The 25,507-nt window shown below is 35.8% G+C and carries 21 protein-coding genes; all 21 read right to left on the bottom strand.

What is annotated here, in order from left to right; translation table 11 throughout:
• Positions 1-144: 144 nt before the first annotated feature.
• Positions 145-1,251, bottom strand: a complete 1,107-nt coding sequence (locus tag AAC073_RS08050) for a glycosyltransferase (RefSeq protein ID WP_339923341.1) — start codon at positions 1,249-1,251, stop codon at positions 145-147.
• Between the two features lie 14 nt (positions 1,252-1,265).
• Positions 1,266-2,228: a hypothetical protein gene (locus AAC073_RS08055; RefSeq protein WP_339923342.1), complete on the bottom strand. Its 963-nt coding sequence runs from the start codon at positions 2,226-2,228 to the stop codon at positions 1,266-1,268.
• A gap of 71 nt (positions 2,229-2,299) precedes the next feature.
• A complete protein-coding gene (locus AAC073_RS08060; RefSeq protein ID WP_339923343.1) occupies positions 2,300-3,403 on the bottom strand; it encodes a glycosyltransferase in 1,104 nt (367 codons plus the stop codon).
• A gap of 21 nt (positions 3,404-3,424) precedes the next feature.
• A complete protein-coding gene (locus tag AAC073_RS08065; protein WP_339923344.1) occupies positions 3,425-4,186 on the bottom strand; it encodes a WecB/TagA/CpsF family glycosyltransferase in 762 nt (253 codons plus the stop codon).
• 88 nt (positions 4,187-4,274) lie between these two features.
• Complete coding sequence (locus tag AAC073_RS08070; RefSeq protein ID WP_339923345.1) at positions 4,275-5,480, bottom strand: delta-aminolevulinic acid dehydratase; 1,206 nt, start codon at positions 5,478-5,480, stop codon at positions 4,275-4,277.
• Between the two features lie 317 nt (positions 5,481-5,797).
• The gene (locus tag AAC073_RS08075; RefSeq protein ID WP_339923346.1) at positions 5,798-6,886 is read right to left on the bottom strand and encodes a glycosyltransferase; all 1,089 of its coding nucleotides are present in this window, start codon (positions 6,884-6,886) and stop codon (positions 5,798-5,800) included.
• Positions 6,887-7,276: 390 nt separating this feature from the next.
• Positions 7,277-9,439 (bottom strand): bi-domain-containing oxidoreductase, encoded by a 2,163-nt coding sequence (locus AAC073_RS08080; protein WP_339923347.1) that lies wholly within the window; start codon positions 9,437-9,439, stop codon positions 7,277-7,279.
• Between the two features lie 27 nt (positions 9,440-9,466).
• A complete protein-coding gene (locus AAC073_RS08085) occupies positions 9,467-10,474 on the bottom strand; it encodes a hypothetical protein (RefSeq protein WP_339923348.1) in 1,008 nt (335 codons plus the stop codon).
• Position 10,475: 1 nt separating this feature from the next.
• Positions 10,476-11,807, bottom strand: a complete 1,332-nt coding sequence (locus AAC073_RS08090; protein WP_339923349.1) for a glycosyltransferase — start codon at positions 11,805-11,807, stop codon at positions 10,476-10,478.
• Positions 11,808-11,851: 44 nt separating this feature from the next.
• Complete coding sequence (locus tag AAC073_RS08095) at positions 11,852-12,889, bottom strand: hypothetical protein (RefSeq protein WP_339923350.1); 1,038 nt, start codon at positions 12,887-12,889, stop codon at positions 11,852-11,854.
• A gap of 37 nt (positions 12,890-12,926) precedes the next feature.
• A complete protein-coding gene (locus AAC073_RS08100) occupies positions 12,927-14,192 on the bottom strand; it encodes a hypothetical protein (RefSeq protein WP_339923351.1) in 1,266 nt (421 codons plus the stop codon).
• A gap of 3 nt (positions 14,193-14,195) precedes the next feature.
• Positions 14,196-15,485, bottom strand: coding sequence for a glycosyltransferase (locus tag AAC073_RS08105; RefSeq protein WP_339923352.1), 1,290 nt, complete (start codon positions 15,483-15,485; stop codon positions 14,196-14,198).
• Positions 15,473-16,849, bottom strand: coding sequence for an MATE family efflux transporter (locus tag AAC073_RS08110; RefSeq protein ID WP_339923353.1), 1,377 nt, complete (start codon positions 16,847-16,849; stop codon positions 15,473-15,475). The genes AAC073_RS08105 and AAC073_RS08110 overlap by 13 nt, the downstream gene beginning before the upstream one ends.
• Positions 16,850-16,886: 37 nt before the next feature.
• Positions 16,887-19,253, bottom strand: a complete 2,367-nt coding sequence (locus AAC073_RS08115; RefSeq protein WP_339923354.1) for a polysaccharide biosynthesis tyrosine autokinase — start codon at positions 19,251-19,253, stop codon at positions 16,887-16,889.
• A gap of 93 nt (positions 19,254-19,346) precedes the next feature.
• Positions 19,347-20,147 carry a polysaccharide biosynthesis/export family protein gene (locus tag AAC073_RS08120; protein WP_339923355.1) on the bottom strand — a complete coding sequence of 267 codons (801 nt, stop codon included), beginning with the start codon at positions 20,145-20,147 and terminating at the stop codon, positions 19,347-19,349.
• 456 nt (positions 20,148-20,603) lie between these two features.
• Complete coding sequence (locus AAC073_RS08125; protein ID WP_339923356.1) at positions 20,604-21,311, bottom strand: sugar transferase; 708 nt, start codon at positions 21,309-21,311, stop codon at positions 20,604-20,606.
• 328 nt (positions 21,312-21,639) lie between these two features.
• On the bottom strand, positions 21,640-22,332 hold the full coding sequence (locus AAC073_RS08130; protein ID WP_339923357.1) for a sugar transferase: 693 nt from the start codon (positions 22,330-22,332) through the stop codon (positions 21,640-21,642).
• Positions 22,333-22,544: 212 nt separating this feature from the next.
• Positions 22,545-23,588, bottom strand: a complete 1,044-nt coding sequence (gene hemE, locus AAC073_RS08135; RefSeq protein WP_339923358.1) for a uroporphyrinogen decarboxylase — start codon at positions 23,586-23,588, stop codon at positions 22,545-22,547.
• A 118-nt stretch (positions 23,589-23,706) separates the two neighbouring features.
• A complete protein-coding gene (locus AAC073_RS08140) occupies positions 23,707-24,246 on the bottom strand; it encodes a hypothetical protein (RefSeq protein WP_339923359.1) in 540 nt (179 codons plus the stop codon).
• A 142-nt stretch (positions 24,247-24,388) separates the two neighbouring features.
• A complete protein-coding gene (locus AAC073_RS08145; protein ID WP_339923360.1) occupies positions 24,389-24,925 on the bottom strand; it encodes a hypothetical protein in 537 nt (178 codons plus the stop codon).
• A gap of 55 nt (positions 24,926-24,980) precedes the next feature.
• Positions 24,981-25,505, bottom strand: a complete 525-nt coding sequence (locus AAC073_RS08150; protein ID WP_339923361.1) for a hypothetical protein — start codon at positions 25,503-25,505, stop codon at positions 24,981-24,983.
• Positions 25,506-25,507: the final 2 nt, after the last annotated feature.

Genomic DNA, 25,507 nt, shown 5'->3' on the forward strand with positions numbered 1-25,507 from the left:
GGTATAAAAGGATTAATTAATGTTAGTCGGTTGAGCTGAGCACCATTTCAAATGGCTGTAAAGTCGAAAGTAATAATTTGTCTACTGAGATAAAATATTAGTAATAAAACCAAAACACAACTAGGTAAATCCACAAGTTGAAAATTATTTTCGCTTTAGAACTGTTTTAAAAACCTCCGCCATTTGATCGGCGAAATTTTGAATATTGTATTTTTCCAGATGGAGCCTTTTCGATGTTTTGCCCATTTCATCAAGGTTTATTTCCCCACCAATCATACGCTTCAGTTTTTTGTTCCACCCATCAGCCGTATTATCATTTACCCAAAGTCCTATTTTTTCTTCCTCTATATCGATATCCAAAAAGGAATGCTTCGTCATCAACACTGGTTTACCAACAGCCATTGCATCTAATAAAACAGTCAAGCCATAAGTGTTGCCTTTCTCTCTTATCTCCTCTTTTAGTGGGATGATTATAAATGACGAATTCACATAGGCCTTTAAAAGCTGATCATAGGGCACCCAAGTCGTGTCTACAGAAACATTTGAGGGTAAATTTACCGATGCCGGTATGGTTTTAGGAGTACAGTAAATTTTCAAATTAAAGGGCAATCCTTCGAAAGCCTTTATAAGTATATCGTAGTCCCGGTCAGCAGTACCAGCACAAACAGCATAAGGTAACGCTTCACTATTCTTATCCGCTTTAATCCCCTCATAAAAGGCTACATCTGCCCCCCAACTGACTGAAAAACATTTATTTTCCTTTTCATCCTTATCATAGTTCAAATCCCTTTGGGTTTTTTTCATCAAATTTCTTGAGAAAAATGCAAAAGCGTCAAATTGTCTGAGTTGCTTTATTCCTAATTTATTAAGAATTGAATCCTTTTTTTTATAATAAATGAAATTTTGATGCGCTAAGCCTACAAGTGGTATTTTCACAACCCCAATCATACTCAATAAGGTCAATAACCTGTTGGTAGAAACTGGATAAGGCATGTACACCAAGTCATAATTTTTCAAAATCGCCAAAGCCCTTACCTGTTGATCCAAGAAAGAAATTTTAAGATATTTACCAATTTTGTCAAGCCACTGGTGCTTTTGGTGTTTGTGGATATCCACAATAAAATCTCCTGATTTCTCTAATTCAATCTTCCCCATTAGGTAATGACTTGGATTGATTCCCTTTTTCCAGTTGTCATAGATTTTCTCAAAGGAATAGGAGTTGATTAAAAGTATTTTGATCTTATTCTCCATGAATATAATTCAAATTATGTAAGCTCCAATTCTTCAATCTTGTTCACAATATATTGGGCAGTAGCTTTTTCGGAGCATTTTTCCTCCCACCATAAAAGTGTTTCTTGATGTAGCGCCTCAAGCTTTTTTTCATCTTTCAATAACTCCCGAGCAACTTTACACCCCTCTTCCCAATCTTCAATCTGAATCAAGGGAGAATTGGCATAAAAAGGAGTATCCGGTAATGGTTCAGAAATAATGACACAGCCCGCTCTCATGGCTTCAAAATGCCTGAAACATTCCGTCATGAAATAACCCTTTGGACACAATACTATTTTAGAGTCAGCAAGAACTTCCCCATATTTTTCAGGAGAGAAACCGGCCTTAAAACCGTTGTTAAAAATTACAATCGATTTGGAGAAAAATGAGCTGAAATCACTTCCAAGTTTCAGCAAAAATTTCCTGTAGTAATCATGTGTTAAAAGGTTTTCAGATGGCAAAATAGAACCCCATTTCGAAAATACACGGTAAAAATTAATTCTGTTCATGTTAAGGTTACCCCTAAAAAAAACATTGTATTTTCTTTTATTGATTGGTTTATTTGGGAGTTCAGGAACTGCATTTACATAACCCAAAGCCATAGGAAAAACATTCTTTGCTACGGCTTTCATGCCAATATAAGATTTAAAAATGGCGAAGTATTTATCAGAAAAAACACTGGGGTCTAAGGCCCTTTCATCCGAAAAATAAAGCAAGATTTTTTTCTTGTTTGACTTATATTCTCCACTAGGTGGCATAATATCGGTGCCAGAATCAGGATTCTTCTTATTCACACGGTGTTTAGAATAAATGAAGAATTCGAATTCATCAAACCTTTGAAGCATAATACCTCTTAATTCATCAATTACTTTCTTGATGAACTTCGATTCATTCAACTCCTCAAATCTATAATCTGATTTGTCCTCCATTGAAACATTGGTGAGACCAAATAATTTCATATCTTAAATATATATTTAATAGTATAAAATGATAAATAGATTTAAAAAATCAAAATATTAACCTAATATAACTAACTTAAACGAATTTTAAACACTGCCTTTTCTAATTTTTCCCCAAATAATTCCGAATTAAACTTTTGCAAGTATACCCGACGAGCATGGTCACTCATTTGGCGAAACATTTGTTTGTCTTTCGCTAAAAGCTCAACTGCATCCACCCAACCATCTACATCTCCTTTATTAACAGTAATTCCAAAACCTTCTCTTGCAGCATCAATATTAATCATTGGGTTTTCTGTAATTATCGTTGGCTTTCCTAAAGCTACCACATCTTGTAAACTTGTCATCCCTTGGCAACCCTCTTGGCTCTCAGGGTACTTAAGGGGTATTAATATAGCTATAGATTCCTTGTAAAACTTAAGCAATTCCTCATAGGGTATAAACGAAGCATTAATGGTTACGTTAGCAGGTAGCTCCTTTACATCTGGTTTGGAATTAGGCGTGCAAAATATCCTTAGTTGATGGTCCATTTTCCTAAATGCCTCGATTAATGTCACATAATCCCTAGCAGTATGACCTGCACTTATAAAATAAGATAACCTATCTTCTTTGGAACTTACGACTTTATCATAAAACCTGGTGTCTGGCCCCCATTGTGCCGTCTCAATTTTATCTAAATCATACTTATGCGTAACATTTAGTGCCTTTACTGTGTGTTCCATCAGCTTTTCGCTAAGGAAAATAATACCATCATATTGAAACAAAAACTTCTTACTTAACCACCTTAAAAATGAATTTGAAGAATTCATTTTCATAAAAGGTTGGTGTATGGTTACTAAAATTGGCTTCCTATATAAACCCACCATTTTCAAGAGAATTAAGAGCCTCGTGTTTGACCAGGAATAGGGCGCATACAATATGTCAAAATGCTTGCCATAGTTCAATAATCTCAACTGCTGGTCTAAGTGTTTAACGCCAACCCAATTACCTATCCGATTAATAAAAGGGTATTTTTCATGTTTAAAAATTTTAACTTCGACCTTTCCTCTTGCTTCCAGCTCCACTTTACCCCACACATGGTGACTGCCACTTTTGCCCTGTTCCCAAAGCGTATAGGCATTCTCCATGCTATAATTGTTGACCAACAGTAACCTTGGTTTTCCCTTGTTTTCCAAAATTTTAATGGTTAGGTTAAATTAGGTTTTTCTTTTATTACTAGGGAAAAACCTTTCTGTAAGTAGCAACTTCACAAACGCGATATTTGTCGTAAGGTAACGCTTCCACATTCTTCCAGGCTCCTGCATTGTTCGATAAAACCACTCGAGACAAATGTTTTGCATCCATACAGGTGCTCTTTTCACTTTACCCGATACCACATCGAAACTACCTCCCACTCCCATTATAAAGGGAACATCCATAACCCCTTTGTATTTATTCAAGAAGATCTCCTTTTTAGGTGAACTCATTGCAACAAATAAAATATCAGCTTTTGAAGCTTTTATTTGCTCAGCGATACCTAGTTCTTCTTCTTTTCCAAAATAACCATTTCTATAGCCTCCTATAATATCGGAATTGTATTGTTCGGTGTAAATTTTAACAACCTTGTTTACCACATCTTCCTTCGCTCCAAGAAAAAAGATTTTATAGTTTTCTCTGGCAGCTAAGCCAACCAAATTATCCATAAGGTCTATTCCCGCTACTCTTTCTGGCAAGTCTTCACCAAGGAAACGTGCTGCCCAGACGATAGATTGTCCATCTGCATTAATTATATCACACTCAACTATAGAAGCTTTCAGTTCCGCATCTTTTTGCGCATTCACTAGTTTCGCTGCATTTACTACCACATGGTGTAAATTCTCATTTTTTTTTATGCTATGATCTATTAATGCTACTGTTTCTTCCATGGTCAAGGAATCTACAGGCACATTACAAATACTAATTCTTTTTACCTCTTTCATCAGGTTGCTCTTTATGTAAACTTAACAAGTTATATTCTTTAATTATTATCATTAAAATCACCTCCTAAAACCTCCACTTATTTGGGTATCAGGATCCCTTATTAGGGTTAGCATTTTTATAAAAACCAGGCTCCTTTTTAAATAAGACGGTAAATGATAAAAACATCCATGCTTGAGCCCAACGCATATAGGGGATTTTAGATGTGAAGTGTTTATTGATTTGATAATAAAAATACCCTTTTGGGGACTGCATGTTTTCAATGGTCCACTCCATCACTTTCACAGCCATTTCTCTGTGTTTATCAAACTTCCCTAGCTTATCGAGCGTAATTAGTAACTGGGTAGGGGCATGAATATCCACTGGAAAAGTACTGTTGTTATAATACTTTGAAATACCTTCTGATGTAAAAAAAGTCTTGATATAGTAATCAAATCCTTTATTCCTATACTCATCAAATGAATGGTCACCCGTAAAGCGAGCATAGTCTGACAAACACTCAAGGTTATAGCCTGTATGAAAATTATCAATCCAATGATGAAAAGGCAAAGTGCCATAACTCCAAGCTCCATTTTCCTTCTGGTAGCCACAGGCAAAATTAACTGCTTTTTTGGCCTCGTCAAATAATTCTCCCTCCTTTGAGATTGAATAGACCCTGCTCAATAAACGGGCTCCCAAAAGTGAAGCATTGAAAACAACGCTTTTATCTAAAGGAGAATAGGAAAAAGAAAAATCACCCTTATCATCATAAGTACGGTAAAGATCTTTCAATACAAAATCACAAGCACTTCTTGCCGCTATGTAAAATTCTTCTCGCTTTGTGATAGCATAGGCATCAAGTAAAGCGCAAGCGATGAATGTTGTAGCAACAACCGTAGGGGTATATTTCGGTTGAAAAAAAGCCCTAGCCTGCCAGTCAAAATTGTATCCCCAACAACTGCCACTCCACCCTTTGGTTTGGAGGCTCAATATTTTATCACCGAAGAAATTAATCTTACCCAAATATTCAGACTGAGGATCAATTTCATACAAGTTACAATAGCTGGTCAAAAACAAGCCCAATGCCTTGGGATTAAACTCCTTAGGAACTCCTACAAGTGGCCTAAGATTCATAGGTGCTCGTTTGAAAAACTGGGTCCAGGCCAGTTTCGCAATGCGAGATTTCGATAGTAAAGGGATGGACTGAAACAGTTTGCTATTCAAACTGTCATAAGGATCGTACCCCTTGTATTCCTCCTGCGAACAAAAAGCGGCCAATTGCTCAAAGGAATTAAAAAAATCGTTTGCTTGACTCATTTTTACTTTGTTTGATGGCATTTATATATTTATTTCAATTGGCATTGTTCTAAAACCAGTGCTTCTGTATGGATATTTTTTTTTGAAGTACAATTCAACCTTAATCATGAATTCATCCCAATTGAATCAGTGGAGACAAATCGATAAATAGGGTTTAGAAAACCTTCAACCTTAGCACAAAAGTGGTACAAGGAGGAAAATAGGTTTATCACAATTGAAACTTTATACCAATTGATGCTGGAAATGGACAAACCACTCAGCCTAGTAACTACCCCCTCACGTCCATACCACATTTAAGCGCTACTTTCTACAAATTATTAATAATACTTCTCTATATACCCTAAAAGTTGATCCACCCTTTTACTCCAAGAATTATTTGCAGCAATTGCGATTCTTTCCTTAATCAACCCTTCATTGTTGTCGCCAAATGCCTTTTTCACAAAAGACACAAACTCCTTGTCATTATTGGCTTTATATACCGTTCCTTCAGGGAATTCCCAATGCCTCACATTCGGTAAATTTGTTATTACTGCAGGTCTACCTGTTGCCAGGTATTGCCACATTTTATTTGGCGTTCTTCCCGTATTAGGATCGTCCATATAATAGGGAGCAATGGCGACATCCATTTCTAACAACTTGAGACTTAAAGGATCTCCAGCCATAATCCCGTGAGCGATCACCTTGCTAGACAAAGGCAAGTGATCAAGGAAATCATCCTTAATTGGCCCAATCAAATGCAATTCCACATTATCGATCTCCAATATTTTATTAATCAAGGCTAAAGGCGTCTTTTTCTTATCGATAAAGCCAAGCAAAACCACCCTTATCTTTCCATCCCGCTTATTCAATGTCAAATGGGAGGCATCCACCTTTGGGAACTCTGGGGCGCCAAGAGGTAACTCATAAGATTTAGGATTAATCTTACTAAAGTCATCCACTAATTTCTTTGCCGTAGCCAATGAAAAGGTAGACGTCTTAATCAAGCGTGTCTGTGTAAATGTAGCATAAGCTTTCATCCATCCAGGCACTTTTACGTTGTTAATGAAATCATCATTGGCCATGTAAATAAATTTCTCAAAATATTGACCAACTAGGTGTCCACCGAATTCGGTGCAAATAAAAATCACATCCCTGCCCTTAAATTGTTTTCTAAGTTTCGTGAATAACCAAACCTGATAAGCCTCATTCAATACAGGCATCCTATACCTTAGCCTAAAACTTGCTGGGAAAGATGGTGTAACCAATTCAAAGTTATCATTTACCTGAGTGCTTTTTAATCCAGGAATCCCAATGGTATTTGATGACACAAAGGTAACCTTAAATCTTTTTGCAAGTGCATGGGCCAATTGGTGTCTTGATCGAGGTGGTCCGTCCCATTCTGTGTTGGTATAAACAATAAATTCCATTGATCTTGTTATTATTTTCTTCTAAAAAATATTCAACCGTTCTACAATTATGTTACTTATAAGCGCATTAAATTAAAGGCGTTTGAAAACTCGGTTCAGCTTTTAGCCTCCAGCGGTTCGACCCAATTCAGAAAATTTAACCCCAAACAAGTTAATTCAACTCAATTCTGTAACAAAGCACTTTCTGAGTTAAGTCAGTAAATACGACGATAAACCATAGTGCAAAATTCGAGCGAATGTCTTTTATCTTTTATTTAAATTTCAAAAACCTATGGATGCGCCCCCTAATAGGCGACACATCCTTTGATTTTTTGAAATGATTTAAGTCTAAAATAGAATTGCGATAAGCTTAGTAATGCAAGCCTATCCTATTTTGCTTGTATTATTAATTTAAGAATAAACCTCTTCCAGTTTAATCTCTTGAGGCAAACCTGTAGAAAGACTATCCAAAATTTTAAATGTAGTCAAGGTAGTCAAGCAAATTGATTCAAAAGAAATTGGACTTTCCTTACCTTCTTTTACATTATTTAAGAAGTTATGCACCTCTTCTAAATGACCTTTTCCACTAGATTTTAGCTTGATTGGTTTGTTTTCTTTATGCAAAGTTCCTGCTCTGAAATCCTGAATGATTCCCACTTTCCCACCAGAGAAAACTTCAATATTCTCTTTTGGAAGTGACTTATCACCATTACCAACATAAGTAAGGTTACCAACAGATCCATCACTGAATTTGATGGTTACTGCCATATTATCAGCTGAAGTAATTTGCTCATTTGAAGTATTGATCGATTCTGCGTAAACTTTAACAGGATCTGAATCAGTGAAATATTGCATTAGGTCAATAAAGTGGCAAATTTCCCCTACAATGCGTCCTCCTCCAATTTCTGGAATCTGGGACCAATGATCCTTAGGAATAAAACCTGCGTTTACTCTTATATTAATGACAAGTGGCTCTCCCGTATTTGTAAATTCTTTCTTCAATTCCTCCGAAATTGGGGCAAAGCGCCTGTTGAACCCTACCATCAATGACTGATTGGCTTTCTTTTTGGCCTGAACAACTTCCTTCAGTTGTTCCATATTCATAGCCAAAGGTTTTTCAACAAAAACATTTTTACCCGCTTTAAGGCTGTCTATTACATAGGGAGCATGAGACACATGGGGGGTCGCTATAAAAACGGTATTAATTTCCTTTTTATTGAATATATCCTTCGCGTCTGAAGAGCAGAAATTGAATTTAAATTTATCTGAAACGCTTTTAGCGGTTATTCCTTTAGAGGTAACTACTCCATCTAAAGAACCACCCCATGATTTGACATTTGGTATCAGGTAACTTTGAGCAAAACTCCCAGCTCCTATGAATCCAGCATTTATATCCTTTAAAGGTTCATTATTAACCTTTGTTATAGATTGAAACTTGGATGCTGATTCCTGATATTTAAGGAGTATGCCGATATGTGGCTCCTGAACTTTTCCCATTACGATATCGTAAGCTTTTTCAGCTTCGTCGATATCAAACAAGTGAGTTATTAGAGGTTTGATGTTAATCGCTTTCGCAGCAATAAGATCCAAGAAAGCTTCCATATTTCTTTGCTCCGTCCAGCGAACATAGGCAAATGGATAATCCTTCCCTAATTCCTCATAATCCACATCATACCTACCTGGGCCGTAAGAACATGATATTTTCAATTCCAACTCATTTTTGTAGAAATAAGGCTCCCGGGGAATATCCATCTTCACAGCACCTACTACGATAATTGATCCTTTCTTACGGGCAATTTCAGTGGAAAGTACGATAGGGTCATTTGTAGGTGTTGCTGCAGTTATGATAATCGAATCAAAACCTCTTCCATTTGTAAAGTTCTGACAAGCAGCAATCAAATTTGAATCGTTTCTATGCATGGATTGCCCAGCACCAGATTCTTTTGCCAAGGCGATAAGCTTCTCAGACATGTCTATACCAAAGACAGCACAACCATTGGCTTTTAAAAGTTGAACAGTAATTTGGCCAAGAAGTCCCAAGCCTATAACGCAAACTTTTTCTCCCAATTTCGGATCTGCTTGTCTTACCCCTTGCAGAGCAATTGCACCCAAAGTGGTGAAGGCAGCTTCATCAGAGCTTACATTATCTGGAATTTTTGTGACTAGATTTTGAGGTACAGAAATCACCTCTGAATGGGAGGCATAATCAGCACCTGCACAGGCAACCCTATCACCAGGTTTAAAAGTACCATTGCTATCCATGGACGCAATAACCTTTCCAGAAGTGCTATACCCTAATGCCTTTAATGAATCTAGCTTGGTTTTCACCTTCTCCATTGTGGCTTTAAAACCCTCTTTTCTAATATTTTGAATCACCTGAGCAACCAAGTCAGGTCTTTGTTTGGCTTTCCCTATCAGACTTGCCTGAGCTACCTTTACCGTACTTCTTTCAGTACCGGCACTGATCAGTGAATATTCGTTTTCAACCAATACCATACCCTCAGAAATTGCTGGTACAGGAACCTCGTCCACATAAAGCTCTCCAGTCTTAAAATTTTGAATTACTTGTTTCATCGCTTTAAAGAATATATTAAATAATGTTTAGATACCTGTGATTTTTTCTATTTTCTCTACAAAATTATACCAGGTGTTTTGCTTCATAAAAGTATTTCTATCCGCTTCTATTTGCGCATCAGCTGGGTCAAATTCGGATATTATCTTGGGTATTTCATTAAAATCTTTGTAGGTGTGCATAAAAGCCAGGTTCTCCATGTCTTTGAAAGCGCCGTGATCTGGCCCTAACACTACGGCACCCATTCGGATGCTATCCACTAAAGATCCCGAGCTAATTACGGTTTGGGACTTGTAAGTAAATAATGTAAATCGAGATTGATCAGAATAAACAGCGATCTCCTCTAGACTTAGCAATTCATCCTTATAATCAGCACTTTCAGGCAATATAGAAAGAATTTTACTTTTATATTCCTGATCCGTACATCTTCCTATTATTAGTACTTTTGCCTCTCTAAGCTCTGGTGTACTTTGTAAGTAGGACAAAAAACTATCTATGCCCTTATATGGGAAAATACTTCCCCAAATAAGGAAATCATACTTTTTCTCTCCTATACTGTAATCCCTCAACTTCTCTGTAAATGGATGTGGAATTACATGAATTTTCGCTAAAAAGTTCGGATAAGTCAATGCCACAAAATCCTTACCCGCATTAGAATGGGTAATGATATAATCTGAATGTCTCATCAGTTTATTGAACATGTCCCTAGTGACTTCATTTTCACCCTTGTGGTGAGAACCTTTATTATGCAAAACCCATACAATCTTTTTTGAAAACAATTTCGCCATCCCCAAAAACACACTGAAAAGCGATTTCTGAAAGCCACCAAACTTTTTCTCTGGTATGGTTTCTGCCCAATTAAGAATAAATACTTCAGCCTTAAAGAAATGAGTGAAGAAACTAAGGATTCCACGATTAGGAGCCTTGGCATTAACTACCTGGTGTTTTTTAGACAGCGCTTCCTGGAAATTGAAAATATAAGGATTGGGAGATCCTATTACCTTATCTATTTTTGGATATAAAAAAATGGCTGCCATTTTAAGCTGTTTTTACGTTATTGTCCAGCGCTACTAATTCAGATAGCTCATCTTTAAATTGCTTTCTCACTTTGCTGGCATCATGTCTTTCCTCCGCCAATTTTATTGCTGCTTCAGCTATTTTCTTCCGCAAATCTTTATTGTTGATCAGTTCCATTAAGCCATTTCGTAATTCCTTAACTTCATTTTTTGTCACAACCTGTGCCCAATTATAATCCTGAGCATAAGTAACCAAAGCTGTGTCCTCAGGTGCAAAAACCAAAATTGGGGTACCACAAATCATGTATTCTGATGCTTTGGTAGGCATAGAGTATTTTATGAAGGCATTGGCAGATGGCGTGAAATCATAAGGCAAAAATAGCAGGTCCGCCTCTGCAAAACGACTTGGCAAATCTTCATAAGGGACAAACCCTCTATGAACAATGCAATTGTATTTTCCAATCCAGTCAGGCTTCCTGCCTACCTGAAGTACCAATTCTATAGGAGTAGTTAATTCTTTGTTCAAATCCTCCAAACATTTGGCCATTGTTTCTAGAGAGCTCTCTATGCCAAGGCCCATTCGCCCTGCATACAGGATTTGAACTTTATCTCCTAACTCATAGGTTCGGCGTTGACTTTTGCTCCAAAATGAGAGTTCAATGGGATTATGATAGGTGGAAAAAGTAAAGCCATACCGCTCTTTATAAGCCACTGCCATGGGCTCACTTATACTAAAATGTCGGGCGCAATGAGCCAACATTTCTCTAAATTCTTTATCTACCACATTGTGCCAGTATCCACCTATAAGACCCGAACCTGGCAATACCTCTAACCAATCATCCATCATGTGAAACACCATTGGTTTCTTCAAGTAACGCTGAACGAGAGTACAAAAAGTAACGGCTTCTCGTCTCTGGGCCTGAGCATAAATAACATCGGGATTGTACTCATCAAGCCAAGCTTTAAGCTCGGGGGAAAGTTGTATCGTCGAAGCCCAGTTCAAAACTCCCATCCAGTTTAATGTCGGATTGATGTAATTATTAAGCAGCGTAACGCGAAGAGGCGATTTCTCTATGGTTTGAATATTTTCCTTCTTCTTGTCAATTTTTATAGTGCCTGAGGGGTATTTCCTTTTCAATAAACTCAGTGGAAACTTCCATACATGCTCTTTATGCCCCAATTGATAGTATTTGTCACAAATATCCAGTTGCGTTTTTTCATTAAAAAGATGACCTAAGCAAACTACTGCAAGGTGATCCTTTTTCCAACCTTTGAATAAATTTGACAATGTTATCCCACCGCCGGAAACATTATTAAATGGTTGGTTAAGAATTAATACTTTTGGAAAAGGCATAAATTGATCAACTGATTAAAAATAATAAATGTGTTCTAGATTTTTTAAAGCTCACCGCTTTGTAATTTTTTCATGAACTGATTAAATTCGGTCTTATTCCCCGTATAATAGTCTGAATAATGATCCATGAAAACTTTAAAAACTTCCTTTGGCGAATTTTGTAAATCATAATTTGATTTATAATGCAGAAGTTTTTCCTGTAATCCTTCTTGCCCCTCATATACAACGAAACAATCAGCAAGCTCTCCAGGACCGTGCACCTGAACGTCATCATTTAACCTCCAAGCCATCGCCCAAGACGTATCAGGAGTAAAAACATATACACCACAACTCAGGCACTCAGCAATAGGCAGACCAAAAGACTCAGGAAATTGCAAAAAATAAAACGTCGCTTTTTTATACACTTCCCTGATTTCATCGATGGTATAATTACCCGACAATTCAAGGTAAGGTATTCCTACGGCTTTTAAGGCCTTTATCTGTTCATTTCTAGCCTCTTCATACCCTTCTCTATAAAAATCTATAATGGCTAGCAATTCTTTTTTTGGAGTAGGAACCAAGCCGGTACTTTGCAAATTTATCCCAATTTGACTCCACGGTGCCTTAGGCTTACTTCTTATCTCTGTCACTTCCGAAACAGACAAATGCCAATCAAATATATCTTCCAAGTGGTGACCACCCTCTCCTAGATAGGAAATCATAGTCGGCGCATTACCTAAGTAATAAACCCCATGATATATCATAGGTATTCCCTTAAGCTTTTTCTTTAGCTTTACAAAATCGTAAGTGTAACTGAGGTAACACTTAGGACTGGTTTCCACTATTACAACTGCATCGTACCCCTTAAGTTTTCGCAAAAAGAGCTGATCTTGAATATAATTTAACATTTGATAAGCCTTCCAGGAGAAAAAATTGTAATTTTTAGCCACCTGAGCATGTTTCAAAAGCCTTTTGAATACAAATATTTTATGAAAAACCTCAGACTGAATGCCTTCAAGCTGAGAAAAAGAACTTTGTAGGCAATCTGCCAATATTCTAGGACTTGAATAATTAGGTTTTGTAACTATCGCTATCTTTTTCATAATAAAAATTAAATATTTTCAATTAAACGCCTCAATATTAACCAAAAGGTTTAAAATAGGCCACCATTGTTTCCTCTGAAATACCTCGTATAAAAGGAGAATAACAAACACCTGCTCCTAACCATACCAAAAAATAATTCATGGTAAAAACTTGAACCGTTGAAGGATGGGTATTTATTAGCCAGAATAAAATCCAAAAAGCAAAACCTTTAGTCAAATTGTTTTTAGAGTGAAAAATCCCTAAAAATATGGCAGGAATTATAATTAACAATAATAGCACCAAGTTTACCATTCCCCCTTTTAAAATCATATTGAGGTAATCCGTTTCTACAGTACCCCTGTAATTTCCTTCTCCCATGGTAGGACAATAATATTGTCCTTGCATACCCCTTCCTACTATCCAATCTAACCCTTCCATGTCTTTATAAAAATAAAGTTCTATCCCCCCTCTAGTATCCGTAACTCCCCGATCCTGAAGGTAATATAAAGCTTCCATTTCAACATTCAAAAAGACATAAATACCTCCTATGATGGCTATAAAGAGCATTCCTATAATTATTGATCCTGAAAGAATTTTGGATTTCGAATTAAGAAAATAAATAAGCCCTGCTATTAACAATCCAAGCACACACATTAACAGCAGGCCTCTTCTAGCTCTAATAACCCCAAGTAACAGCATAACCAATATTGAAATTACAGCTATTAGGTTTTTGGTCTTGGAATGGTACATGAACGTAAAAAGGATAAACAAAACACTTATCCCCAAGGATTTGGTAAAGTATTCAACCACACTGCGATTTCGATTGTCAGGGATCACTTCGGTCAGAATATCTCTGAACATCAAACTGAATAATAAAAAAATAACCCCTAAAATAATAATCGCAGAAAAGGTTTTTTTGTAAAGTAAAAAGCTCTTCCTGAATAAGACCAAAAATGGCACGAAATAAAACATCCCGCCAAACCATGGGTTTAAAAAGATTAGTTTTAAATCATCCTTATTGAATGAAAAGCCCCTAAATAATATTACCATCGCCCACAAGGCAAATAGAAAGAAGAATATTTTAAAGTATTCCGATTCAAAAGCAGGCTTGAGCAGATAGGCTGCTGAAGCAAATATGGCTGCCAGTCCCAATAATTGCAGGGGCTGAAATATCATGAATGGCATTTCTTTCGTAGAAAGAATCGTCGAACTAGCTATGTAGGCAATAAAGCCTAACCAAAAAACATTAATAGCTATCAGTTCATACCTGTCATAATGTAAAAACCGCTTTAATGAAGCATTATTTTTCTCTACTTTTTCCACAGATCAATCCTTGGTGGCTTCTTTCATTAAGGCCAGGTGCTGGTTTACAATTTCACTTTTTTGAAATTCAGGTAGCAAGTATCCTTCCAATTTATTTGATAGACAATACTTCAAACCTATAGAAAGATCTTTTTCATCTTTGTATTTCGCTAAATATCCATTTTTCAAGTGATCAATCATATCAGGAATACCTCCAACGTCGAAGCCAACAACTGGAGTACCACATGCAAGACTTTCAAGAATGGTGGTGGGAAGATTGTCTGCAAGGGATGGGGCGACAAATACATCCGATGCATTGTATACCAAGTTTGTGGTATAATCATCCCTAATAAAACCCATAAATTCACAAGGGAATGGAATAGATTCCTGTATCTCTTTGTTTGGACCACTACCGAAAATCAGCAAACAAATGTTAAGATCCGGATGATTTTCTTTTAAATCTTTAAGTGCAGCCATAAGGTATTTCCAACCTTTATAAGGACTAGTGATTTTATTGGCACCAAAGGAAATAACATGCTGATACTTATCAATATTTAGAATTTTCTTGGCCACCTGTTTATCGAATGGCTTAAACAAATTGGTATCCAAAGGATTAGGAATTCTAAATACGGGTTTGTCTTTTAACAAAGCACCTTCATTGGCAAGATTAAACAACCACTTACTCGGTGCTACGAAAAACAAATTGTCGTATTTATGATAAAATTTAAACTTTTCCTCAAACTGTTTATAAGAGAGGTCTTTTTCCTTATCGTCTGGGAACATGGGACAATTTCCACAGTGACTCAAAAATTTTTGACATTCAAAGCTATGAAAACAACCTCCGGTGATGGTCCACATATCATGCATGACCAAAATCATTGGTTTATTTAGTTTAGCGATTTTTTCTAATCCTTCAATACTTAAAAATCCACCTAAAATCCAGTGAACGTAGATGTAGTCAGCATTTTGAATCCATTCATGAGTGGTCACATCACTTCCAAAAAGAGATAGTGCAAAACCACCCGAATTTTTAGCCATTTTTCTGGTATAAAAATCCTGAATTCTCTGGTTTAGTTTTCGAATAAAGATGCCTTTTTTACCAATACGCTGGATTTTTGGATCTCCCGTAACATTGGAAGTCAAGGATAGTACAAAAGAATCAAGCCCACGTTCCAAAAATGCTTCATGGTACCGCAATACATAATTCCCAGAAGGACTCGAGCCGTATTGTAAATGAACTACCCGTTTCTTTTTTTCAATGTTATGCAATTGATCTGAATTTTCAATAACCTTATTGCTGTCTACCTGATCCATATCCCTTTCTTTTTCCTATAAATGATGAAGTAATATTGGAGTGGGGCAATAATTATTCCATTAAAACTGGCAATAAGGGAGGAAATAAATAGTGCATGCACCCCCATACCATAATAATCTATAAGTAAATAAGCGGAGGCAACAAAAATCACCGGACTTATTAAACTTGCCCAAAATTGAATTTTTAAGGCACTAATTCCATTAAGGAAATTCACAAAAATACTAGCAAACATAAAAGAAGAGAAAAACACTAAACCCCATATTGACAAGGTAAAGTCAATATCCACTTTTCCTTTCAACCAATATGTATAAACAGTATCAGATATAAATAACATGACAACTCCTGCTAACACAAATAAAACACCTATCTGCAAGTATTTAATTGTTGCCTTTTTTATCCAACTGATATCATTTTTAAAAAAGGCATCTGTAGAAGCTGACCAAAATGGTGTCAAAAATATCCCAAACCCCATACCCAAAACGTTAAAATACTTATAAACTACATTGTAAGTAGTTACCTGATAAGGGCCAAAACTTTGGGCAATAATAATGTTTGAGGTTTGGTATTGGACCAAACTCGCTATTTGAATAACAAAAAATACCAACCCCAAACTAAAAAGGTTTTTGGATTGGGAAAAGTTAACATGAGAAATAGAAGGTTTTAAATTTTTATAATTCGTCTTGAAAAAATAAATATTAGCGAAAATTAAAACGGCTACAGGTGCAACACATAGTGCCATTCCTAAATTAATCAGTGAGCCTTCTGTTGTTTTCACTAAAACTACTATGACCAATAAAGAAATAATCTGGCCGAAAAAATTAATTAATGACGCCTTGGCTGGCTGTTGGTCAGCAGTAACCAATGTATTAATTATTTTCAATACGAATTGAAGACAAAAATAGGTAAATATGATGATTGCAAGTATGGACAATTCCATTCTCATCTCTGAGGATGCATTTAAAATATTTACCCAATCTAAAAATGGGTTAACTATCAAGAAGACGAGCCACACCGCCGAAAAGACAATTGTCAACACAGCGTAAGTAGTACTTATGTACATTCTTGCAGCTTCATTGTCTCCCCTGGTCCTAGCTTCAGCAAATTTGTTTCTCAAACCATGCGTCATCCCAACATTAAAAAAGCTAAACCAGCCTACAATAGAGCTCAAGGCCAACCAGATACCATAGCGAGTTGGGTTTATATAATCGATGGTCAAAGGTACCATAACCAAACTAACCGCAATACTCCCCCCCTTGATAAAAATTGAGCCAACAATATTTTTTTTCGCAAGAACGGTCCTTGCGTTACCTTTGATAAGGTGCTTCTTCAAATACTGATAAATGGATGAAAACAGTTTATTCATTTGTTATGGAAAAATATAAATAACAGGCTAAAAATAATTAAGCATTGCTTTTTGACGACTTTTTATCTTGGCCATAGTAACCATAAGAATAGCCGTAATACCCATTTGTTTGTTTTGCATCATTCATTACCAATGAGGTATTTCTAAGCTTATTTTTGATATCAATATCCTCCATAAACATTAGGTTTTCCTTTTTGGTATAATTGTATCGAATCAAAAACAATGTTCGATCACAGTACGGTGCCAGATTAAAAGCATCTGTGACTGTACCTACAGGGGCGGTATCTATGATAATGTAATCAAACTGCTCTTTTAACTCATCTATAAGCACCTTAACCTTGTCTCCTAGGGTCAGCTCTGCTGGATCCTCGGGGATATTACCACAACCTATTAAATACAGCCCGTCTACCTTTTTGAAGTCGAGGATAATGTCTTCGATTTTCACATCATCATTGGACAAGAAATCGGCTATCCCTAGATTGGTTTTCATTTTTACACTCTTAAGAAGGGCAGGCTTGCGAAGGTCAAACTCCAAAACCACTACTTTCTTTTTGGCTATACTTAAGCTAGCTCCAAGGTTAAGGCTAAAGAAGGTCTTACCTTCCCCGCTAATACTTGATGTAACCATAAGGACCCTATCATCCTTACCTTCCGAAACAAATTTTAAATTGGTTCTTAAAAGCCGAAATTGCTCCGCTATAGGTGTCCTTCTTTTTTCAGAAATAGCTAATAATTCACCTCCATTTGGATAGTTACTTATTTCTGACAAAATAGGTATTTCCGTGATGTCCTGAACTTGAGATTTATGTACAATTTTACTATTTAGCGTATTTTTAATGTATATAAATCCAAACGGACAGATAAACCCTACTATCAAGGCCATCCCCATAATTACCATTTTATTGGGTTTTACTGGGGAACCGCTAGAGGCTGCTTTATCTATAACTCTGGCATTTGATACAGTTGTAGTGGCTAGAGATAGGTTGGATTCCTCCTTTTTGGATTGCAAATAGTTATATTGTTCTTGCTTTCTGTTTTGTTCTCTTGTTAACTCTAAAAGTCCTCTCTCAATTTCCGGAACATTAGATATTCTAGCATTAATTTGTGCCAGATCACTTTTTAAATTTTGACTTTCAATCCTCAGCCCATTTTTAATATTGGCAATATTGGTTCCAATATTGTTTTTTAAAGACTCAAGCTGTCCAATGATCGTTGCCACAACTGGGTTATTGGGCTGAACAGTCCTTAATAGACGCTGTCTTTCGTTTTGAAGTCGGTTAAATTCAACTACCAAACCTGTTAGTGTCTCATCGATAATGGAGAGGTTAGAAGCCACTTCAATACCGGTACTTTCCGGATCTTGCAGATAATCTTCTAGATAATTCAAAACTTCTGTCTGCGTCTTAATTTCCGAAAGCTGCGTTTCAATGTCCTTACTCGCTTGAACCATGAGGGAATTTTCTGTTCCCATATCTGAAATATTATTCAATCTCCTATATTCCTCAACACGTCTTTCAGTATTATTCAAATCCTTCATTAGGGTATCTAACTGGGAATTAATAAAATCAATCGTATTGCTGGCAGTTACGTTTTTTTCTTTTACGGCTTGAAGATTGTATTCTTCTATTAACTTATTAAGAATCTCTTCCCCTTTTTTCGGCACTGCATCTACCAATGAAATATTGAATACAGAGGCAAACCTCTGTGAAAGATTCACTTGGATCCTTCCTCTATACATTCCCGCTACCTGATCTTTATTCTTAAAATAAATGTGTAGTAGTTCCGGCATTTCGCCTAGGTATGATTCTGCTTTATCGATTTTGATCTCTCCATACCAGTTGTCAATAAGTTCACCGTACTTGTAGACCTTTTCACTATCATTTTTCTGAAGCAAAATAAAGTGATCGTCAAATAACTTTACAGTAACTCTAACCTCTTCAGGATATTGGCCAACATCTGGCTTTTTTAATAAAGTTTTTACAGATACAGGTACATCTTCTCCATACAATTCCCTCATTCGGGAATACTTATCCTCGGTGTAGAAAAAATAATCCAATGGCAACTCCTCCACGGCATCTCTCATCAAACTGTAGGAGCCAAGGATCTCCATTTCATTTTCTACTAGTTTATTCGATTCGTAAGCCTCTAACTCACTATAAACGGTATTTTGCGCAAAATCAGAGCCTCCATCTACCTTGATAAGGATTGAGCTGGACACGCTGTACAATGGGGTGGAAAAGAACAAGTAAGCTAAAGCCAAACCCACAAACAAAATAATGGATAGCACAAACAACCACCAAAATTTCACATAGCTTAAAATTATTAATTTAAAATCCATAGGTCTTGCGTCTTGGTCTATAAATCCATCCAGTAATAGGTCAGATAAAATATCAGATTTTTTCATAAGGTTCATTATTTGAACCAATGGTTTATAACCAGGTTAACTAATTTAATTATTCTATTAAAAAAAGCTCATCCAAGCTTTGTTCAAATCATATTACTCGTTAAAAATATAACGCAAATTGAACATCAATGAAACGCCGAATGAAACTAAAATACTCAAAACTGTCAGCGATCGCTGGTTAGTACTGGCCTGAACAGACTTAATTTTGTCAGGCTCTACATACAAAACATCGTTTTGTTGCAACATAAAATAGGGTGAATTTAAAATTGCCTTGTCATTTAAGTTTAATCTTATCGCTTTCCTTGTACCATTTTGGTCACGAATCAGCAACACATTCTCTCTTTTGCCATATTGCGTCATGTCTCCTGCAAGACCTAAGGCTTCCAGGATACTGATTCTATCAGTTGAGAGCGTAAAAGTATTTGGGTTGGCAACTTCCCCAATCACGGTGATTTTAAAATTCAAATATTGAATATTGATAATTGGATCCTTTACATACTCTTCAAGTATTTCTGTCATTTTATTACCGGCCTCTTCTCTTGTGAAGCCTGCAATATCAATTTTACCAACAACAGGGAAATTGATTTGTCCATTTTTATCCACCAGATACCCTTCATTTGTAGGCAATTCTTGGTTCATCATTCTATTCTGAGAATCATTAGATATTACCCCTGAATTAAAAAGTAAATTTGATTCTGGACTTTGTGTACTAACAACGATTTTTATTAAATCACCTGATTGGATAATTGGTTCTTCTACTTGACTAATATCAGTAGTGTAACTGCTACCTGACTCTATATCACTAAAATACACAAGGTTTCTTTTCGCACATCCAAACAACCCTGAGAAGAGTAGAATAAAAGCCAAACTAGAGAATAAATTATTGTTTTTCATTTTAAATAAAACTGTTTAATAGATTTAACCTGCTGAATGATTTTTTTGGGGAAAAAGTAAAAAGTTATAATAGTTCGATATTTCCTTAAACACCGCGCAAGTTACTTAATTATCAGAACAATAAGAACTGAGATGAATAAATTTAATTGAATAAAATCTGGTTGCAATGTACCAAACACCTACTTGAAGCTTTAAAAAAACATCAAATATCTACCCTTTTAAGTTCATCAATTGTTATGTTTTTCGAGATACAATCAATTTATAATCAGATAAAACCCAAATAAATGCATTTTATCTGCTTGAGGTGAAAGCCTCACCTTTTATGATTGAATATTAAATATCCCTTAAAAAAACTTACAATTTAAATCTGTTATTGTACTTAAAACTGCTAACTCAATTGATAAAAACAGTTTAGGACTGAAGCTGTCATTTCCTTATGCTGCCATTAAAAAGAACTTAATATGCTTTATCGCTCTTGGTCATCAATGAAACTGCTGTATCAATAATAATTTTAATATCAAATATAAGACACCATTTTCCTACATAAAAGTAATCCAATCTGAACCTAGAATGTAATTCATGAAAACTAGAAATCTCACCTCTAAAACCTTTGCTTTGAGCAAGTCCAGTGATACCAGGTTTTACCTGATGACGAGCCATGAAATTATCGATTTCTTTTGCAAATTCTAAATTCATGGGTACTGCCTGAGGTCTTGGACCTACAATTGACATATCCCCCAATATTACATTGAAAATCTGAGGCAATTCATCAAGACTAGACTTTCTTAAGATTTTACCAACTCGAGTAATCCTTGAATCATTAACGGTAGCCTGCTTGATATCCGCATCCTTATTTTTGACCATTGTTCTGAATTTATAACAATAGAACAACTGATTGTTTTTGCCGTGTCTCAATTGCTTAAAAAACACACTGCCATTTGAATCCAATTTAATCAAAATAGCAATGATTGGAAATAACCATGACAATACAAAAACCAGTGTAAAAAAAGAAAAGGCTAAATCAAAAATCCTTTTTAATAAATTTTTACTGTAATTATCGTTTTGACCATACAGAATGTTGATTTCTCTTGCCTGCTGATCATTAACAAAATTTTCCTCTTCTAGGGTTCGACCAAATTTTTGGTCTACTAAAACATTTTCCATCTCTAACAATCTTTACGAATCCTCTCCAAAAACTTATTACCTATCTAAAAAACATTTATGTATATCTGAAATACATTTTTACAAATATATAAAGCATTTTTCACAATGCAAGGATTTGAGAGAAAAAAATTAATTAAAAGTCTTTTTTTTGTATTTAAAATTCATTTTTGTGACTCTAAAAGTATTTTGACAGGCCCATAACTTTAATTTGATTTAAAAAAACGCGTGAATTTGTGAATTGGGGTATTGAAGAAAAATAAGTCATAAACTTATTTGACACCTTTGTAAAATTGTATCAGTATAAAATCAATATTTAGCTAGCTACAAATTAGTAGCCAGCTCCATCCTTACTAAAAATAGCACCTGCTGTCAAGAAAAGTATTTTGAAATCTAAGGCTAAAGACCAATTTTTGACATAAAAGTGATCTAACTTAATCCGACCATAGATATCATGAAAGCTCAATATCTCTCCCCTAAAACCTCTAATTTGGGCTAGCCCTGAAATACCTGGCTTTACTGAATGCCTAAACATATAATTATTAATGTTTGTAGAAAACATGTAATTCATCGGTACAGCGTGAGGCCTTGGCCCTATTACTGACATGTTGCCTAACAACACATTGAAAAACTGAGGAATTTCATCCAAACTAGATTTTCTTAAAAATTTACCAACCCTTGTAACTCTCTTGTCATTTCTTGAAGCTTGTTTGGTGTCTGATTCAAGATTTTTAATCATTGTCCTGAATTTGTAACACCTAAAAGTTTTATTCCCCCTACCATGTCTCAACTGCTTATAAATAATAGGGCCTTTAGAGTCAAGTCTAATTAGAATCGCAATTAATGGAAACAGCCAAGGCATTACAAGAACAATAAACAGTAAAGAAATGATCATATCAAATCCCCTCTTAACCATTAAATTAAAATTATCACTTAGAAAGATTTTACCCTCAGGAGTAATATAACCGCTGAGTCTATTTGATAAAAATTCAGGCTCATCGCTTTTTTGTAAAAATCTCTCCATTATAATGAACTGTGAATCACCTATATAAAAACTATAACTCGTTTTACTGTATTTAAAATACAATAAAGCAAATATATTCAGCAAAAACGAAATTAACAAATATTTTGACAGATTTATAATCAGACAGTTAGGCTATTAAACAACAAAAAAGGTCCGCCAAGGAATTTAATCCGGCGAACCTTATTTTTTTGAAAAGGTATTGCTATTGCACTTTATTCCCTATCTTTTGCCTTCTTATAATCTTTTACTGTTTGAATAAATAGCCTCACTTTATCTGGAGAAATATCTGGATATACGCCATGACCCAAATTGGCTATATGCCTATTCCCCTCGAATTGATCAAGCATCTTGTTGGTTTGTGCAACCAAGACCTCATCCGCAGCATATAAAGCAGCCGGGTCAAGATTACCTTGCAAAGTCTTCTCTCCATTCAACTGTTTGCTAACAGTAGCAATGTCCATATTCCAATCAAGTCCAACTACCTCACATGGGAGGTCTTTTATATCTTCCATTGCAAAATAAGCACCTTTAGCAAACACAGTCACCGGAGCTTCTGTAATGGCCTCACAAATACGTCTAATATATTTCATGGAAAACTCACGGTATTGATATGGAGGCAAAACACCAGCCCAACTATCAAATACCTGAATCACGTTCGCTCCTGCTTGCACTTGAGCTTTCAAGTATTTGATTGTGGTTTGAGTAATCATTTCTAATAATTGATGTGCCAGGACTGGATTTTGATACAGCATTGCCCTTGCTTTGGAGAAGGTCTTGCTTCCTGATCCTTCTACCATATAAGCGAAAATAGTCCAAGGAGCACCTGCAAACCCTATTAAAGGAACTCTGCCATTTAACCCTTTTTTAGTCAGTCTGATGGCTTCCAATACGTAGTTTAAAGATTCAGCTGGATCTGCTATTTGCAAACGTTTTAAATCCTTTGCAGATCCAATGGTATCAGGAAACCATGGCCCCTTCTTCTCGATCATTTCATATGGCAATCCCATGGCTTCGGGAACAACCAGAATATCTGAGAAAATAATTGCTGCATCTACTCCTAAAAGATCCACGGGTTGGATGGTAACCTCAGCCGCCAATTCAGGCGTTTGTGCCAACTCAATAAAACCACTTACACTTTCTCTAACAGCTCTGTATTCTGGTAATATACGTCCTGCCTGACGCATTAGCCATACTGGAGTTCTTTCTACTTTCTCTCCCTTGATGACCCGTAAAAGTAAATCATTCTTTATTTGCATACCGCAAATATAATCCAACTTACCACAAAAAAGAAAAACCTGACTTAAACAATGAAGGCCATTCCTGAAAACGCAGAAATGGCCTTAACTTCTATAAAACTATTAATGTTAGAATTCCTTAATCCAGTTTTAAAACATCCGCTTCACTCACCCCTAAAGCGCTTGTAACTGCCTCATAATCGTTCAGGTCTATTTTAGCATTGCTTTGTAAGAAATCACCAGGCAAATAAACGATTCTTAGATAGTGATTTAATGTCCAATCTTCCGGAATCTCAGTCAAATTGGTATTTGCAGTCATAAATACACTGAAAAAATCTGCGGTATATTGGTAGTTATAACTTAAAGTAATTCCATCAGCTAAAAAAACAGTATTTGGAAGTGGTCTCCAAAGTGGTTTATCCTCGATAACGTTCCATAGCATGAATACAAGCAGGTTGTCAGCATCTCCAATTTCAAAGTCAAACCCTGCAGAAAAATTATTCTCTTCAGTGAAGTCAACCTCAGCCTCAACAACTAAATTTAATAATGAAAGTCCAGGTTCTCCGTCCTCTCCATCAACTCCTGCAACACCAGGAGGTCCTTCTGGTCCTGCAGGACCTTCACATGCAGGTAAAACCATTATGGCTACCATAGCAAATAGGTATACAATTTTTCTCATAAAATTTTATTTTTCTTATAAATTACACCATGCATTTTATGAAAGATAATGTGTAAAATCCCTAATTACAACAAAACATAAAAAAAACAGCCTACTTAAAAGTAAACTGTTTGAATAAGTTAACAATGAATTTCAACTGATTTTAATTCAATCGCTTTCGTTGGATATCCTTTTCTTCTACACCCAACATCTCCAAAACTGCATTATGATCTGAATAATCCATTCTCAGGTCTATTCGATCAGCTGGTAAAATTAATATCCTAAAAACTTGACTGTCTGTATAACCTGACTCCAACGTATTTAGATTGAAATTACCATTCAGGAATATGGCATAATCATATAAAGTGAAATCAAAATCATAAGTAAATATTCCATTGTCATGAAATACTACCTGAGGCATTAATCTCCACACATCATAATTATCTTGGTTAACCTCTGCCAACCTGTAAATCAGCACTTTGTTAGATTCCAGTATGTCAAACCCATATTCTCCACTAATTCCAAAATTTCCAGATTGATTAAAATCTCCCTCTATTTCAAAAACTTCCCCAACGATGTATGTCCCATCGGCACCAGTAGGTCCTACTGGTCCTACAGGACCTTCACAGCTCCACATAAAAGAGGCTGCTGTAAGAACCAATACTAACTTCATGCTTAATAAACGACTGTATCTGTTCATAATTATTAATTTAAATGCTATTTTTTTTTATGAAACCAAAACCATACCAAATCTTTTATTCTATGGAAAAATCAACAGGTGCCCAAACCTCCACATGATTACTCGATATTATTTTATCAATAAAAATTCCAGTAACAGATAATCCATTTTCTTGAGCAAACGCTTCAATAGCCTTCTTCGTTTTTTCCGGCCCAGGCATAACAAAACGACTCATTTTTAATGAAGCAACAATCACTTTTTGACATTTCACCGATAGCTGCGTCCATGGGATTGATCCTTTTTGATCCACCACGCCTGACTCATACCCAATAAAAACATGTAGGGAATCTCTTTTTCCCTCAGGTTCTATATAGTAAATGGTATGCAAAGGCTTGTTTTTTCTCGCTGCCTCTACTTCTCGAAAATATTCGCCTATAGTTTCGTCTTGAGGAATACCTAAATAATCCAAGCCTACTAAATTCAAATCGGAACAATTATTCAGCTTTAACTCAATGGGGTTAAAACCTCCCAAATAAAAATAAACTGAAATAAGTGCAAGCACTGAGGCACCTAAAAATGGTAAAATAATTTTTCTTTTCATTA

This window comes from uncultured Cyclobacterium sp. (assembly GCF_963977555.1).
Taxonomy (GTDB): Bacteria; Bacteroidota; Bacteroidia; order Cytophagales; family Cyclobacteriaceae; genus Cyclobacterium.